The sequence below is a fragment of the Roseateles sp. P5_E1 genome, assembly GCF_054049335.1.
In genome coordinates this window covers 20,125-33,530 of record NZ_JBFUMN010000027.1, presented here as the reverse complement: position 1 = coordinate 33,530, position 13,406 = coordinate 20,125, and the positions used below count along the sequence as shown (strand labels likewise).

The 13,406-nt window shown below is 67.9% G+C and carries 13 protein-coding genes; 10 read left to right on the top strand and 3 right to left on the bottom strand.

The annotated features are described in order from the left end of the window. Nucleotides 1-12 precede the first annotated feature (12 nt). The gene (locus ACXJKJ_RS19045; protein WP_056197143.1) at nucleotides 13-258 is read right to left on the bottom strand and encodes a hypothetical protein; all 246 of its coding nucleotides are present in this window, start codon (nucleotides 256-258) and stop codon (nucleotides 13-15) included. Between the two features lie 450 nt (nucleotides 259-708). Between ACXJKJ_RS19045 and ACXJKJ_RS19040 the strand changes: the two genes are divergently transcribed. The 10 genes from ACXJKJ_RS19040 to ACXJKJ_RS18995 all read left to right on the top strand — a co-directional run bounded on the left by ACXJKJ_RS19040 (nucleotide 709) and on the right by ACXJKJ_RS18995 (nucleotide 10,860). After that, nucleotides 709-2,211 (top strand): ATPase domain-containing protein, encoded by a 1,503-nt coding sequence (locus tag ACXJKJ_RS19040; protein WP_457391634.1) that lies wholly within the window; start codon nucleotides 709-711, stop codon nucleotides 2,209-2,211. After that, a complete protein-coding gene (locus ACXJKJ_RS19035; RefSeq protein ID WP_457391632.1) occupies nucleotides 2,189-3,760 on the top strand; it encodes a hybrid sensor histidine kinase/response regulator in 1,572 nt (523 codons plus the stop codon). Before ACXJKJ_RS19040 ends, ACXJKJ_RS19035 begins: the two co-directional genes overlap by 23 nt. 146 nt (nucleotides 3,761-3,906) lie before the next feature. Next, complete coding sequence (locus ACXJKJ_RS19030) at nucleotides 3,907-6,702, top strand: M16 family metallopeptidase (RefSeq protein ID WP_457391630.1); 2,796 nt, start codon at nucleotides 3,907-3,909, stop codon at nucleotides 6,700-6,702. Nucleotides 6,703-6,773: 71 nt separating this feature from the next. Further along, nucleotides 6,774-7,196 (top strand): VOC family protein, encoded by a 423-nt coding sequence (locus ACXJKJ_RS19025; protein WP_056194989.1) that lies wholly within the window; start codon nucleotides 6,774-6,776, stop codon nucleotides 7,194-7,196. Then, on the top strand, nucleotides 7,196-7,723 hold the full coding sequence (locus ACXJKJ_RS19020; RefSeq protein ID WP_157281324.1) for a hypothetical protein: 528 nt from the start codon (nucleotides 7,196-7,198) through the stop codon (nucleotides 7,721-7,723). Before ACXJKJ_RS19025 ends, ACXJKJ_RS19020 begins: the two co-directional genes overlap by 1 nt. Nucleotides 7,724-7,863: 140 nt before the next feature. Next, nucleotides 7,864-8,304 carry a hypothetical protein gene (locus ACXJKJ_RS19015; protein WP_457391629.1) on the top strand — a complete coding sequence of 147 codons (441 nt, stop codon included), beginning with the start codon at nucleotides 7,864-7,866 and terminating at the stop codon, nucleotides 8,302-8,304. Next, a complete protein-coding gene (locus ACXJKJ_RS19010) occupies nucleotides 8,301-8,927 on the top strand; it encodes a glutathione S-transferase (protein ID WP_457391628.1) in 627 nt (208 codons plus the stop codon). Before ACXJKJ_RS19015 ends, ACXJKJ_RS19010 begins: the two co-directional genes overlap by 4 nt. After that, nucleotides 8,927-9,223, top strand: coding sequence for a patatin-like phospholipase family protein (locus tag ACXJKJ_RS19005; protein WP_457391627.1), 297 nt, complete (start codon nucleotides 8,927-8,929; stop codon nucleotides 9,221-9,223). The genes ACXJKJ_RS19010 and ACXJKJ_RS19005 overlap by 1 nt, the downstream gene beginning before the upstream one ends. Nucleotides 9,224-9,273: 50 nt before the next feature. Continuing rightward, on the top strand, nucleotides 9,274-10,041 hold the full coding sequence (locus tag ACXJKJ_RS19000) for a DUF3734 domain-containing protein (RefSeq protein WP_457391626.1): 768 nt from the start codon (nucleotides 9,274-9,276) through the stop codon (nucleotides 10,039-10,041). Nucleotides 10,042-10,242: 201 nt separating this feature from the next. Then, nucleotides 10,243-10,860: a hypothetical protein gene (locus ACXJKJ_RS18995; protein WP_457391625.1), complete on the top strand. Its 618-nt coding sequence runs from the start codon at nucleotides 10,243-10,245 to the stop codon at nucleotides 10,858-10,860. A gap of 31 nt (nucleotides 10,861-10,891) precedes the next feature. On the opposite strand, the gene ACXJKJ_RS18990 is transcribed toward ACXJKJ_RS18995, so the two are convergent. Further along, a complete protein-coding gene (locus tag ACXJKJ_RS18990; RefSeq protein ID WP_457391623.1) occupies nucleotides 10,892-11,407 on the bottom strand; it encodes a DUF1697 domain-containing protein in 516 nt (171 codons plus the stop codon). Between the two features lie 10 nt (nucleotides 11,408-11,417). Beyond that, nucleotides 11,418-13,406: a M3 family metallopeptidase gene (locus tag ACXJKJ_RS18985; protein ID WP_457391621.1), complete on the bottom strand. Its 1,989-nt coding sequence runs from the start codon at nucleotides 13,404-13,406 to the stop codon at nucleotides 11,418-11,420.

Below are 13,406 nucleotides of genomic sequence, written 5' to 3'. Positions count from 1 at the left end.
GGGCGCCGCGCGTCAGTACGCCGGGCGCGGGGTGATGCGGTCCAGCTGCGAAGTCAGGTGCCTGCACATGTTCTCGCCCGTCGTCGTCAGGCGCAGTGAGCCGCCATGCCACTCGAGCCAGTGCAGGGCGACGTACTCCTCGATGGTTTTTTCGGCGATCTCGGCGGCGCGGCGGCGCTTGAGCAGGTCGACGGTGGCGAGCAATCCATCGCGGAGCGCGTCACGTTTGGTATCGGGTGCAAGGGGGACCGGCTTCATCAGCATCTCCAGGGCGTGGGCATCGGGCGCCGTCGGTGCGAGCGGCGGCCCTGTCACGCAGGTCGTCAATGGGGGCGGGGCCGCGTTTGGCGCGCTCCGGGAAGGGGCGGGCCGCGGTGCCGGGAGGGGCGCCTCGAAGAGTCTTCGAGGAGTGGAAGTGGGGCTCGCCGCTGCAAGCAGATGACAACCAAAGCCGACGGCGGGAGCCGGCGAGCATGGGAACGCAGAAGTGATGCGTGGCGCCCGGTCTGCTAGGGCCGCCGCGGCAGTGAGCAGACGCGCGACAGCCGGGACAGTGTACGCCTGGGCACGATGCCCCTGACCCCCAGTTCGCACGCGCAAACCCGACCCGAACCCGACCCGAACCCGGCCATTTGGCGGACATACACTGGCTGTCACCTGTGCATGGCGGCCTGGCATGAGGCCGCATTTCCTGACTGGAGATTGGCGATGACTGGGAACAGATCGCGTTCCGCAAGCGGCGTGCCCGGCCTGGATGAAGTCCTGCATGGCGGGCTGATTGCCGGGCAGCTCTATTTGGTCGACGGCGAACCCGGCGCCGGCAAGACGACGCTGGCGCTGCAGTACCTGATGCAGGGCGTCCGCGAGGGCGAGCCCTGCCTGTACGTGACGCTGGGCGAGACGGCGGCCGAGTTGCGCGCCGGGGCGGCGTCGCATGGGTGGACGCTCGACGGCATCGAGGTCGTCGAACTGGTGGCTGGTGAAAGCGACCTGTTCGGCGACGCCGAGTTGACCATGTACCACCCGTCGGAGGTGGAGTTGAGCGAGACGACCAAGCGCGTGCTGGAGGCCGTCGAGCGCTGCAAGCCGCGCCGCATGGTGCTGGATTCGCTGTCGGAACTGCGCCTGCTGGCCCAGTCGTCGCTGCGTTACCGGCGCCAGATCCTGGCGCTGAAGCAGTTCTTCGTCGGCCGCGGCTGCACCGTGCTCTTCCTGGACGACCGTTCGAGCGACCGCGTCGACACCCAGTTGCACAGCATCGCGCACGGCGTCATTGCGCTGGAGCGCCATGTGCCCCCCTACGGGCCAGCACAGCGCCAGCTGCGCATCACCAAGTTCCGCGGCAGCGACTTCATCAGCGGCCAGCAGGACATCGTCATCCGGCAGGGCGGCCTGGAGGTGTTCCCGCGCCTGAAGCCCAGCCAGCATGGCTCGCCTTACCCGCGCGAAGTCGTGCCCAGCGGTATCGCGGCGCTGGACGAACTGCTTGGCGGCGGCACCGATCGCGGCACGGCGACGCTGCTGGTCGGCCCGGCGGGCTCGGGCAAGTCCACCATCGCCTCGCAATATGCCGTCATGGCGGCCAAGCGCGGCGGCCATGCCGTCATTTTCACCTTCGAGGAGGGCCGCACGCTGCTGCTGGACCGTCTGGCCAACTTGGGGTTGAGCGTCGAGGAGGGTGTTGGCCCCGGCAAGCTCCATGTGCGCCAGCTCGACGCCGCCGAGGTGCTGCCCAGCCAGTTTGCCAACCTCGTGCGCCGTTCCGTCGAAACCGATGGGGCCCGCGTCGTCGTCATCGACAGCCTGAACGGCTACCTGAACGCCATGCCCGAGGAGCGTGCGCTGGTCGTGCAGCTGCACGAGCTGCTGACCTACCTGAACAACCACGGCGTGGCGACCTTCGTCGTGGCGACACAGTCCGGCCTGATGGGCCCCAACATGCGCAGCCCGGTCGACATGAGCTATCTGGCCGATGCCGTCGTGCTGTTCAGGATGTACGAGCATGCCGGCGCGGTGCGCAAGGCCATCTCGGTCATCAAGAAGCGCAGCGGCCGGCATGAGGACACCATCCGCCAGCTGTGGTTCGACGGCCAGGGCGTGCACCTGGGGCCGCCGCTGGTGCATCTGCGCGGCGTGCTGGCGGGCGTTCCCGTCGAGTTGCCGTTCCAGCACGAGGGTGAGTCTGGCGATGATCGAACGGGACGACGCTGACCGCTCCTGCAGCGAGCGCGTCATCGTGCTGGCGCCGACGGCACGTGACGGCGACGTCACGCGCAGACTGCTGGCCGAGGCGGGCATCGATGTCGCCGTCTGCCAGGGCTGGCGCCATGCCGAGGAGCTGATGCACGAGGGCGCCGGTGCATTGATGGTCACCGATGCCGCCTTTGCCGACGCGGGCTTCGCAGTGCTGCTGAACGTGCTGGAGCGCCAGCCCGCATGGTCCAACCTGCCCGTGGTGGCCCTGTGCCGCCACGGCCTGGAGGCGCCGGGGCTGCGCGAGGCAAGGCTGCGCAACCTCACGGTGCTGGACCGGCCGACGTCCACGCGCGTCATGGTCAGCGCGGTGCGAACGGCCCTGCGCGGGCGGCGCTGGCAGTACCAGATCCGCGACCAGATCGACTCGCTGCTGCGCGCGGACCACTCGCTGCGTCAGGCCGATCAGCGCAAGGACGAGTTCCTGGCCACGCTGGCCCACGAGCTGCGCAACCCGCTGGCACCCATCCGGACTGGCCTGCAGCTGCTGGGCGCCAACCCGCCGCAGGACGAGGCCCAGTACAAGGGTGTCACGGACATGATGGACCGGCAGATGAGCCATTTGCTGCGCCTCATCGACGACCTGCTCGAGGTGTCGCGCATCTCGACCGGCAAGCTCATCCTGCAGCGCGAGTCGCTGGACATGCGCCGCGTCGTTGAGATGGCGCTGGAGTCCTGCCAGCCGCTGATCGAACGGGGGGGGCACCAGCTCAGCGTCACGCTGCCGGACGAGGAGCTTTGGGTGGACGGCGACCTGACACGGCTGGCGCAGTCGCTGAGCAACCTGCTGAACAACGCGGCCAAGTACACGCCCGATGGCGGCCGCATCTGGGTCACGCTGGCTCGCGCCGGCGCGCAGGCCGTGCTGACCGTGCGCGACAGCGGCGTGGGCGTGCCGCAGGACATGATCGGGCGCGTCTTCGACATGTTTGCCCAGGTGAACCGGTCGCTGGAGCGCGCCCAGGGCGGGCTGGGCATCGGCCTGGCCCTGGTCAGGAGCCTGGTGACGCTGCACGGTGGCCAGGTCAGCGCGGTGAGCGCCGGGCCGGGCCTGGGCAGCACGTTCACCATCGAGCTGCCGCTGGCGGCCGAAGATTCCGCACCGGCGCCACTGCCAGCCAGCGAGCCCGAGCCCGCCCCGCCGGCGCGCATCCTGGTGGTGGACGACAACGACGATGCGGCCACGTCGCTGGCCATGCTGTTGTCGCTGTCGGGCCACGAGGTCGAGGTCGCGAACAGCGGCCCGGCCGCGTTGCAGACGGCAGCCAGCTTCCTGCCTCAGGCCGTCTTCTGCGACGTCGGCATGCCCGGCATGGATGGTCACGAGTTCGCGACCCGATTGCGCCAGGACCCGCGCTTTGCGTCCACGCTGCTGGTGGCGCTGACGGGCTGGGGCTCGGAGGAAGACAAGAAGCGCTCGCGCGCCGCCGGCTTTGACGAGCACCTGACCAAGCCGGCCAGCGTGGATGCGGTTTCCGCCCTGTTGGCCCGTTTGCAGGCCGGTTGACGTGTTGTTGGGGAAGCGAGCGCGGACGCTCGGCCGGGGGCGTCACGTCTGCATTGGAATCTGACGAACCCTGACCGATGGCCGGGCCTGTAAAACCGCGCAGAATCCCCGCCAAGCCGAAGATGCGGCTGCCTGGAGAGAGACAGATGATGAGAGTGCTGGATGGGTGGATGCCGCGAGCCCTGGGCGTCGCCCTGATGAGCCTGGCCCTGGGGGCGGCGCAGGCCCAGCCTCAGCCGGTGCCCAAGGCCAAGCCCGCCGTGGCGGCGCATGCGGCCAGCGTTGCAACACCCGAAAAGGTGCGCGAGCTGGGCGGCATTGAGGAATACCGCCTGCCCAACGGCCTGCAGCTGCTGCTCTTCCCCGACGCGACGCAGACCACCACCACCGTCAACATCACCTACCGCGTCGGCAGCCGCCATGAGGCGCCCGGTGAATACGGCATGGCCCACCTGCTGGAGCACATGCTGTTCAAGGGCACCGAGAGGCAGAAGGACATCCCCGGCGCGATGGCGCTGCGCGGCGTCAAGTTCAACGGCACGACGACGGTGGACCGCACCAACTACTTCGCGAGCTTCAACGCGAATGCCGACACCCTGGCCTTCCTGCTCGACCTGGAAGCTGATCGCATGGTGAACAGCCGCGTCGCCAAGGTCGACCTGGACACCGAGATGAGCGTGGTGCGCAATGAGTTCGAGCGCGGCGAGAACCAGCCGTTTGCCGTGCTGAACCAGCGTGTCAATGCGGCAGCGTTTGCCTGGCATCCCTATGGCCACGCCACCATCGGCCCCAAGAGCGACATCGAGAATGTGCCGATCGAGAAGCTGCAGGCTTTCTACAAGCGCTATTACCGGCCCGACAACGCGACGCTACTGATCGCCGGCCAGTTCGACAAGGCCGCGACGCTGGCGCTGATCGCCAAGCACTTCGGTGCTACGCCCAAGCCCGCCGCGCCCATCCCGCAGCCCTACACGGTCGAGCCCGCCCAGGACGGCGAGCGCACCGTCGTCGTGCGCCGTGTCGGCGGCCAGCCCATCCTGCTGGCGGCCTATCACGTGCCGGCCATCACCCACCCCGACACGCCGGCGCTGGTCGTTTACGGCCTGTTGATGAGCCTGCAGCCCAGCGGCCAGCTCTACAAGCAACTGGTCGAGCCCAAGCTGGCGGTCGCCGCGGGTATTGGCGGCGCGGGCGGAGCGGAGCCAGGCACCGTGGGCGCCTACGCGGTGCTGCCGCCGGGGGCCGATGTCGACAAGATCGAAACCCTGCTGCTGGACCTTGCCGAGGGCCGCGCGGCCAAGCCCTTCGAGGAGAGCGAACTCGGGCGCGTGCGCGACATCGCCGTCAACAGCTACCGCCAGCAGATGAAGAACCCCGAGGCGCTGATCCAGCAGATCTCCGGGTTGATCGCTGCAGGCGACTGGCGGCTGCTCTTCCAGCTGATGGAAGACATTCCCAAGGTCACGCTGGCGGACGTCGAGCGCGTGCGCTCCGCCTATTTCAAGCCGGCCAATCGCACGCTGGGCCGTTACCTGCCGGTCAACGCCGTCGAGCGCGTGGACATCCCCGCCGCGCCGTCGCTGGCGCAGCGCCTGGCCGAACTGAAGGGCCCGCCCAAGGTGGAGGAGGGCGAACAGCTCGAGCCTGTGCCAGCGGTGCTGGAGACGCGCATGTCGCGCACGGCCTTGCCCAGCGGCATCGCACTGCACACGCTGAAGAAGCAGACGCGCGGCAACACCGTCGTGCTGCAGATGCAGCTGCGCTGGGGCGAACGCGACGCGACCTTCGCGCGCAACGGCACCGGCATGGTCGGCGCACTGATGGACGAGGGCAGTGCCGGCTACACCAAGCAGCAGTTGCAGGACGCGCTGATCAAGCTGCGCGCCAACCTCAACATCACCAGCTATGACCAGGGCACGAGCATCTTCATCAGCGCCGAGCGCGACACGCTGCTGCCGGCCCTGCGCGTGGCAGCCGATGCGCTGCGCAAGCCGCTGTTCCCTCAGGATGCCTTCGACCGCGACATCAAGGCCAACATTGCCGGCATCGAGGCTTCGCGCCAGGAGCCCAGCGTGCTGCGCCAGGAAGCCACGCGTGGCCACTACAACAAGGCTCGCGGCGTCACACTGGGCCACCCCGACTATGTGATGGGCGTCGACGAGCGCATCGCCAACCTGAAGGCGACGACATTGGACGAGGTGAAGCGCTTCTATGCCGACTACTGGAGCACCAACGACGCCCAGGTCAGCGTCGTGGGTGCGCTGCCGGATGGCCTGGGTGCCGAGATCGACAAGCTCTTCGGCGACTGGAAGAAGCCTGCCGCGCCCAAGTTCGTGCGCTACATCCCCCAGCATCTGGCCGTGCCGCCGGCACGCTTCGACGCCATTGCGCGCGACAAGGCCAATGCCATCGTGCGCCTGCACCAGACCCTGCCGCTGAACGCCGAGKAGCCCGACTATCCGGCGCTGGAACTGGCCGTGCACATCTTCGGCGGCGGCGGGCTGGAGAGTCGGCTGTCCGAGCGCGTGCGCCAGAAGGAAGGGCTGACGTATGGCATCGGCGCCTCCTTGAACGCGGGCTACTGGGGCAATGCCGGGAGCTTCGCCATCCAGGCCAGCTATGCGCCGGACAAGCGCGAGCGCGTCATTGCCGTCGTGCAGGAGGAAGTGGCCCGCATGGCCAGGGATGGCGTCACGGCGGCCGAATTGGAGCGCGCCAAGAAGGACATCCTGGAAGGCCGCAAGCAGGGCCGCGCCGACCCCGGCGCCCTGACCGGCGGGCTGACCAGCCTGGCCGAACGCGGCGAGACCTGGGCGGCGGCGCAAAAGCGCGACGAAGCGCTGGCGGCCGTCAGCGTCGAGCAGGCCAATGCGGCTTGGCGGAGGCACATCGTGGCCGACAACTTTGTCATCTCGACAGCGGGCGACTTCAAAACGCCCTGACACAAGCTGCCGGCACCCTCCCGGCCGGCGGCGCTAGAGTCCTTCCTCTCTCTGAACTGAAGGAGACTCGCATGAAGATCGACCCCTACCTGTTCTTCAACGGCCGCTGCGAAGAGGCCATCGAGTTCTACAAGAAGGCCCTGGGCGCCAAGGTGGAGTTCCTGATGCGCAACTCCGAGAGCCCCGAGCCGCCGCCGCCGGGCACGCTGCCGGCTGGCTCGGAGAACAAGATCATGCATGCCTCGGTCCATATCGGCGGGGCCCTGGTCATGATGTCCGACGGCATGTGCGACGGTGACACGGCCTTCAAGGGCTTCTCGTTGTCGCTGGACTGCCCCGACGCCGATGCCGCGCGGGAGGCGTTTGCGGCTCTCGCCGAAGGTGGCCAGGTCAAGATGCCGCTGGCCAAGACCTTCTGGGCGCCGCTGTTCGGCATGGTCGATGACCGCTTCGGCGTGGGCTGGATGGTGGGCGTGTCGGACAATGCGGCGTAGTGACCACGCCAGTACAGCTCCCCGCACATCTCAAGGCCGACTGCTCGGCCTGCGTAGCGCTGTGCTGCGTGATTCCACCCTTCGATGCGAGCCAGGGCTTTGGCTTCGACAAGCCGGCCGAGACACCCTGCCACCACCTTTGCGCTGACCACCGCTGCGGCATCCACGATGAACTGGTGCCGCGCGGCTTTGAGGGCTGCGTGGCCTTTGACTGCCTGGGCGCGGGCCAGCGGCTGACGGCCTTGGCCACCGAACGCTTCGGCAGCGCCGACTGGCGCGCGCGGCCCGAGGTGGCGCGCTGGCTGTTCCAGGCCTATCCGCGCGTGCGTCAGACCCAGGAGTGGCTGGCCCGGCTGAGCCTGGCTGCGCTGCTGACCCAGCATGTGGCGCTGCAGGCCCTGGCCACCGAGCTGGAGGCCGACGCGCAGCGCTGGCCGGACTGGACGGCGGCCGAGCAAGCCGGCTGGCAAGGCCGCGTACAGGCGGCGCTGGCGCCGTTGGCCGAAAATCGGCGTTCAAGGAGCTGATGCAATGTTTGGATTGATGGGCGGCTTTGGGGCTGCCGAAGGCCGGCTGCTGACTGAAACCGGTGCGACGAGTGACCATGCTTTCTGATTGGGTGGAGCCGCAGTGGCGCCGGCGCCGTGGCGTTCGCACCGTTCAAGTCGTGGCCGTGCTGGCTGCGTTGCTGGCGGTCTTGAGCCTGCTCGGCATGTTCAACCAGTTCGGCGCTTCCGACGGCGACGTGATCAAGACAGAACGGCAGTTGGTCGCGTCCGTCGACTTGCGCGTCGGCAATCCCGCCGGCGCGGTGGAGCGCGGTGAGGCCAAGGCACGTGCGGACATCAAGGCAGGCCTTCTGCAGCTGCAGATATTCGGGCCCCCGAAGACCAAAGCTGAAGCGGCCAAGGCCCAGCGGCTGGAGAAACGCTACGGCGTCGACTGGGTCTACAAGGGCGAGGAGGGCTCGCTGCTCGCACTTGCCTTCGCTGACGGCTACAACGGCGTGATGCGAGCCGAGATTGAACGCCGTCACGGCGGCGAAGCCCTGGAGCAGCTGATGCGCGAGCATGGCGTTGAATCTCCGAAGCAGAAGGAAGGCCCATGAAGCTCATCGGCATGCTGGACTCCCCCTATGTGCGCCGCGTCGCGATCTCGATGCGGCTGCTCGGCCTGCCCTTCGAGCACGCGGCCATCTCGGTGTTCCGCGGCTTCGACGCCTTCCGGCAGATCAACCCGGTCGTCAAGGCGCCGACGCTGATCTGCGACGACGGCACGCGCTTGATGGATTCGACGCTGATGCTCGAGTACGTTCAGGCCCTGGCCGGCCGCAGCCTGCAATCGAGCGAGCCGGCCGAGCTGCTGCGCGAGCTGCGCCTCACCGGCCTGGCGCTGGCGGCCTGCGAGAAGACGGCCCAGATCGTCTACGAGCGCGGCCTGCGCCCGGCCGAGAAGCGGCATGAGCCCTGGATCGAGCGCGTCACTGGCCAGCTGCTGGCAGCCTATGGCGAGCTGGAGAAAGAACTGAGCCACCAGCCGCTGGATGCCAGCGAAGGCGGCATCCGCCAGGCGGGCATCACGGTCGGCGTCGCCTGGACCTTCACGCAGTTCCTGCTGCCCGAGGTGGTGGCAGCGGATGGTTTCCCACATCTCGTCGCGCATGCGGCGGCGACCGAGGCCCTGCCGGTCTTCCGCGCCATTCCCTGCGACGACGCGGTGCAACTCAGCTGATGGCCAAGCGCCCCTCCCAGACCGTCTATGTCTTCCAGGGCGGCGGCGCCCTGGGCGCCTACCAGGCCGGCTTCGTCGARGCSCTGGAGGACGCCAGCCTGCCGCCGGACTGGTTGGTCGGCACCTCCATCGGCGCCATCAACGCGGCGCTGATCGCTGGCAATGCGCCGGCCGAGCGCCTGAAGGCGCTGCGCACCTTCTGGGACCGCGTGACGCGCCCGGCTTTGCGCCACATCTGCCGGCCAGCCCCTTCACGGCGATCTGGCAGCAAGGGCTACAGACCTGGCAGACGCTGACGAGCGGCATCCCGGGCTTCTTCAAGCCGCGCGGCCCGCAGGCCTGGGACATGAACCGGCGTGCGCCGCTGACCGAGCTGGGCTTTTATGACACCGCGCCGTTGGCGGAGACGCTGCGCGAGCTGGTGGACTTCGAGCGCATCGCCGCGGCCGAGACGCGGCTGACGCTGTGCGCCGTCAATGTGCGCACCGGCGGCCTGGCGCTGTTCGACAACCGCGACGGCCGCACCCGCATTGCCCCCGAGCATGTGATGGCCAGTGGTGCCTTGCCGCCGGGCTTCGCACCGGTGCAGATCGGCAAGGACGCCTACTGGGACGGCGGCATCTACTCCAACACGCCGCTGGATGTCGTGCTCGACGACAGCGAGCGCCGCGACACCCTGTGCTTCATGGTCGATCTGTGGGACGCCAGCGAGGCGGCGCCCAGCACCATGGCCGGTGCACTGACGCGCTACAAGGACATCCAGTACGCCAGCCGCATCTTCGAGCACCTGGACGACCACGAGCGCCTGCAGAACCTGCGCCGCGCGCTGCGCCTGGTGGGCCGCAAACTCGACGCCAAGACGGCGGCAGACCCGGCCATCAAGGAACTGTTGGCGCTGGGCTGCGACTCGCGCATCGACGTTGTCCACCTCGTCATGCAGGCCCTGCCCGGCGAGGACTCCTGGCGCGACATCGACTTCAGCGACGAGCGCCTGCGCGCGCGCTGGGCCGCCGGCCTGAAGGACGGGCGGCGCGTGCTGCAGCGCGCGGCCTGGCGTGAACCCATACGGGACCGTGTCGGCATGCGGGTGCACACGCTGGACGGCGGGGCCTGAGCTGCCGCGTCTGACATGACGGCGGACCTGCCGCGGTGCTGGGGCTTCGGGTAATTGCCTGTCGATCTTTTTGACAATGAGCGGGGCGGCCGCCGCTAGCAGTTCCTCGCCCCTGCCGCTGTAGCCTTGTTTACAGAGCAAGGCGGCGCGCTGGTATGGATCCTGCTGCGTTGGACTGTTCATAACTATGGGAGGTCGGACATGCGAATCAGCAAGACTCTGGTTGCCAAGGCAGCAACCGCGCTGGGGGCTTTGGTGTTGGCATCGACGGGGGCTCATGCAGCACCCGTGGTTGACCAGGCCAATGACGTGATTGGTACGGTCAGCTTCAACGGCGGCGCCCCGACCTTGACCTGGCAGCAAGGCGTGGTGGCGGGGCAGACGGGCCAGTTGACGGCGATCGAGGTGTATTTCAATGCAGCCAATCTGGGCGCGGGTATCCAGTTCTTCGTCAACCAGGGTGCGGGTTGGCAAAGCGATGCGAACGACTTCGACGCGGTGCTGAATGGCCTGGTTGCCGGATGGAATCTGATCGACGTGTCGTCTGCCGGTATTTCGCTGAGCGCTGGTGACCAGTTGGTCTTTGGCTTCAAGGGGCAGAGCCCCGGCAATTTCAGCCCGTCATTCACGGGGACGAGCGGCGATGTCTATAGCCAAGGCCAGCTGTTCCTGAACGGTGCGGTGTATGCCGTCCCTGACTACGACGTCAACTTCCGCACCTATGTCGAAGCAGGGCGCCTGCCCGAGCCGGGTTCGGCTGCCCTGGTGGCGATCGCCTGTCTGGCCACTGGCCTGGCGCGGCGCCGCGCTCGCGCCTGACGAGCGCTTGTCTGGTCGCGCTGGCCGGCGATCAGCCGTTCGTCAGCGCGTTCAGCTTCTCGACCGTCGCCCAGTTGCGAGTCGTGCAGTCTTCGCCGAGATTTTTCAGCAGCGCAACGGCGGCCTTGCTTTCCAGGATGCCGTGGGCGCACCACAGATAGGCTGCGTGCTCGGTGACGACGAAGCGCTCGGCGCCCTGTGCTGTGATGGCAGCTGCGGCCTGCAGCGCGGCCGCATCGGTTGTCATCGCGACGAGCAGGCGGCTGGGGTCGTCTGCCTCGTCAATGCCATGCCCCGCGGCGATGGCGGCCCATTCGGCCGCCGTCTTCAGGATGACGGCGGCATCGACGCCCAGCTGCTCCCGCACGGCGGTGCGGATCTTGTCGGCGCTGAGCTTCTTCTTGACGTCGAAGACGGCATTGCCGCTGTTCAGCAGCGTCGAGACCTTGGTCGCGCCCAGCTCGGTGAGCAGGGCCTTGAGGTCGGCCATCGCGAGGCGCTTGGCCTTACCGACGTTGATGCCGCGCCACAGCGCCACGTAACGCATCAGAAGCCTTTCAGCTCATGCCCTGGTGACGCAGCAGCGCGTCGATCTTGGGCTCGCGGCCGCGGAAGGCCTTGAAGTTGTCGATGGCATCGCGCGCTCCGCCTTGCTCCAGCACTTCATTCAGGAAGCGCTTGCCGGTGGCGGCGTTGAACACGCCTTCCTCTTCGAACGCACTCCAGGCGTCGGCGCTGAGCAGCTCGGCCCACTTGTAGCTGTAATAGCCCGCCGCATAGCCGCCTGCGAAGACGTGGGAGAAGCTGTGCTGGAAGCGGTTGAAGGCCGGCGGGATCAGCACGGCGACCTCGGCGCGCACCTCGTCCAGCACCTTCTGCACGTCGGCCTCAGCGCCCGGCTCGCCATRCAGGCGCATGTCGAACAGCGCGAAYTCGAKCTGGCGCAGCGTCATCAGCCCGCTCTGAAAGTTCTTGGCCGCGGTCATCTTGTCGAAGAGATCGCGCGGCAACGGCTCGCCGCTGTCGACGTGGCCGCTCAACTGCTGCAGCACGTCCCATTCCCAGCAGAAGTTCTCCATGAACTGGCTGGGCAGTTCGACGGCGTCCCATTCGACACCGGAGATGCCGGAGACGCCGAGGTCGTTCACCTGCGTCAGCATGTGATGCAGGCCGTGGCCGAATTCGTGGAAGAGGGTGATGACGTCGTCGTGGGTCAGCAGCGCCGGCTTGTCGCCGACGGGGCTGGCGAAGTTGCAGGTCAGCAGCGCCACTGGCGTCTGCTGCTCACCCGTGGGCTTGAGCCAGCGGCTGCGCACCTCGTCCATCCAGGCGCCGGGGCGCTTGCCGTTGCGCGCGTAAAGGTCGAGATAGAACTGGGCGATGAGTTGGCCACCGCGGCGCATCTCGTAGAACTTGACGGTCTCGTGCCAGACCGACGCCGTGGCCTCGCTGATGGACACGTCGAACAGGCGCTCGATGATGGAGAACAGGCCCGGCACGACCTTGGTGGCCGTGAAGTACTGCTTCACCGTCTGGTCGCTGAAGGCGTAGCGGGCTTCCTTGAGCTTCTCGCTCCAGTAGGAGACGTCCCAGGATTCCAGCGGTTGCCCCTTGGAAAACTCGCGCAGCTCGGCCAGGTCCCTTTCGGCGAAGGGCCGGGCGCGCTTGGCGAGGTCGCGCAGGAAGGTCTTCACCTCCTCCGGCGTCGAGGCCATCTTGGGCGCCAGCGACACCTCGGCGAAGCTGGCATAGCCGAGCAACTGGGCCTCTTCCTGGCGCAGGGCCACGATCTCGCGCATGGCGGCGGTGTTGTCCCACTCCGGGTTCCCCGACTCGCTCGCGCGGGTCACATAGGCGCGGTAGAGCTTCTCGCGCAGCGCGCGGTTCTCGGCGTACTGCATGACCGGCAAGTAGACCGGGAAGTGCAACGTCAACTTGTGGCCACCGTCGTCGAGCTTGGTGGCATCCAGCACATCCTGCGGCACGCCGGCCAGTTCCTCGGCGCTGGCGATGTAGCTCCAGCCGTCGGTCGCGTCCAGCACATGCTCGCTGAACTGCTGCTGCAGTTCGGCGCTGCGCTCCTGGATGGCGGCGTAGCGCTCGCGGGCCGCGCCCTGCAGTTCGGCGCCGGACAGCACGAAGTTGCGGATGGCGTGCTTGAGCACCTGCTGGCGCGGTGCGCTCAGCGTTGAACCTTGAGCGGCGACCACGGCCTTGTACTTGGCGAACAGCGCCTCGTTGGCGCCCATGGCCGTGCTGAACTCGGTGACGGCCGGCAGCATCGCGTTGTAGGCCTCGCGCAGTGCCGGCGTATCGGCGACGGCGTTCAGATGGCCCACGGCACCCCAGGCGGCGCCCAGGTGCTCGGTGCTGGTATCGAGGATGCGCGACAGCGCGTCGTAGTCGCCYGGCGTCTCGGGCTTGGTGGCCTCGTCCAGTGCAACCTGCGCGGCGGCCAGCAGTTGCTGGATGGCCGGCTGCACATGCTCGGGATGGATGGCCGCGAAGTCGGGCAGGGCGGCAGTGGAGAGCAGAGGATTTGTCAT

Coding starts and splice junctions, on each gene's coding strand:
- ACXJKJ_RS18995 (WP_457391625.1), top strand. CDS start 10,243: ATGCGAATCAGCAAGACTCTGGTTGCCAAGGCAGCAACCGCGCTGGGG.
- ACXJKJ_RS19040 (WP_457391634.1), top strand. CDS start 709: ATGACTGGGAACAGATCGCGTTCCGCAAGCGGCGTGCCCGGCCTGGAT.
- ACXJKJ_RS19025 (WP_056194989.1), top strand. CDS start 6,774: ATGAAGATCGACCCCTACCTGTTCTTCAACGGCCGCTGCGAAGAGGCC.
- ACXJKJ_RS19010 (WP_457391628.1), top strand. CDS start 8,301: ATGAAGCTCATCGGCATGCTGGACTCCCCCTATGTGCGCCGCGTCGCG.
- ACXJKJ_RS19045 (WP_056197143.1), bottom strand. CDS start 258: ATGAAGCCGGTCCCCCTTGCACCCGATACCAAACGTGACGCGCTCCGC.
- ACXJKJ_RS19000 (WP_457391626.1), top strand. CDS start 9,274: ATGAACCGGCGTGCGCCGCTGACCGAGCTGGGCTTTTATGACACCGCG.
- ACXJKJ_RS19035 (WP_457391632.1), top strand. CDS start 2,189: ATGATCGAACGGGACGACGCTGACCGCTCCTGCAGCGAGCGCGTCATC.
- ACXJKJ_RS18990 (WP_457391623.1), bottom strand. CDS start 11,407: ATGCGTTACGTGGCGCTGTGGCGCGGCATCAACGTCGGTAAGGCCAAG.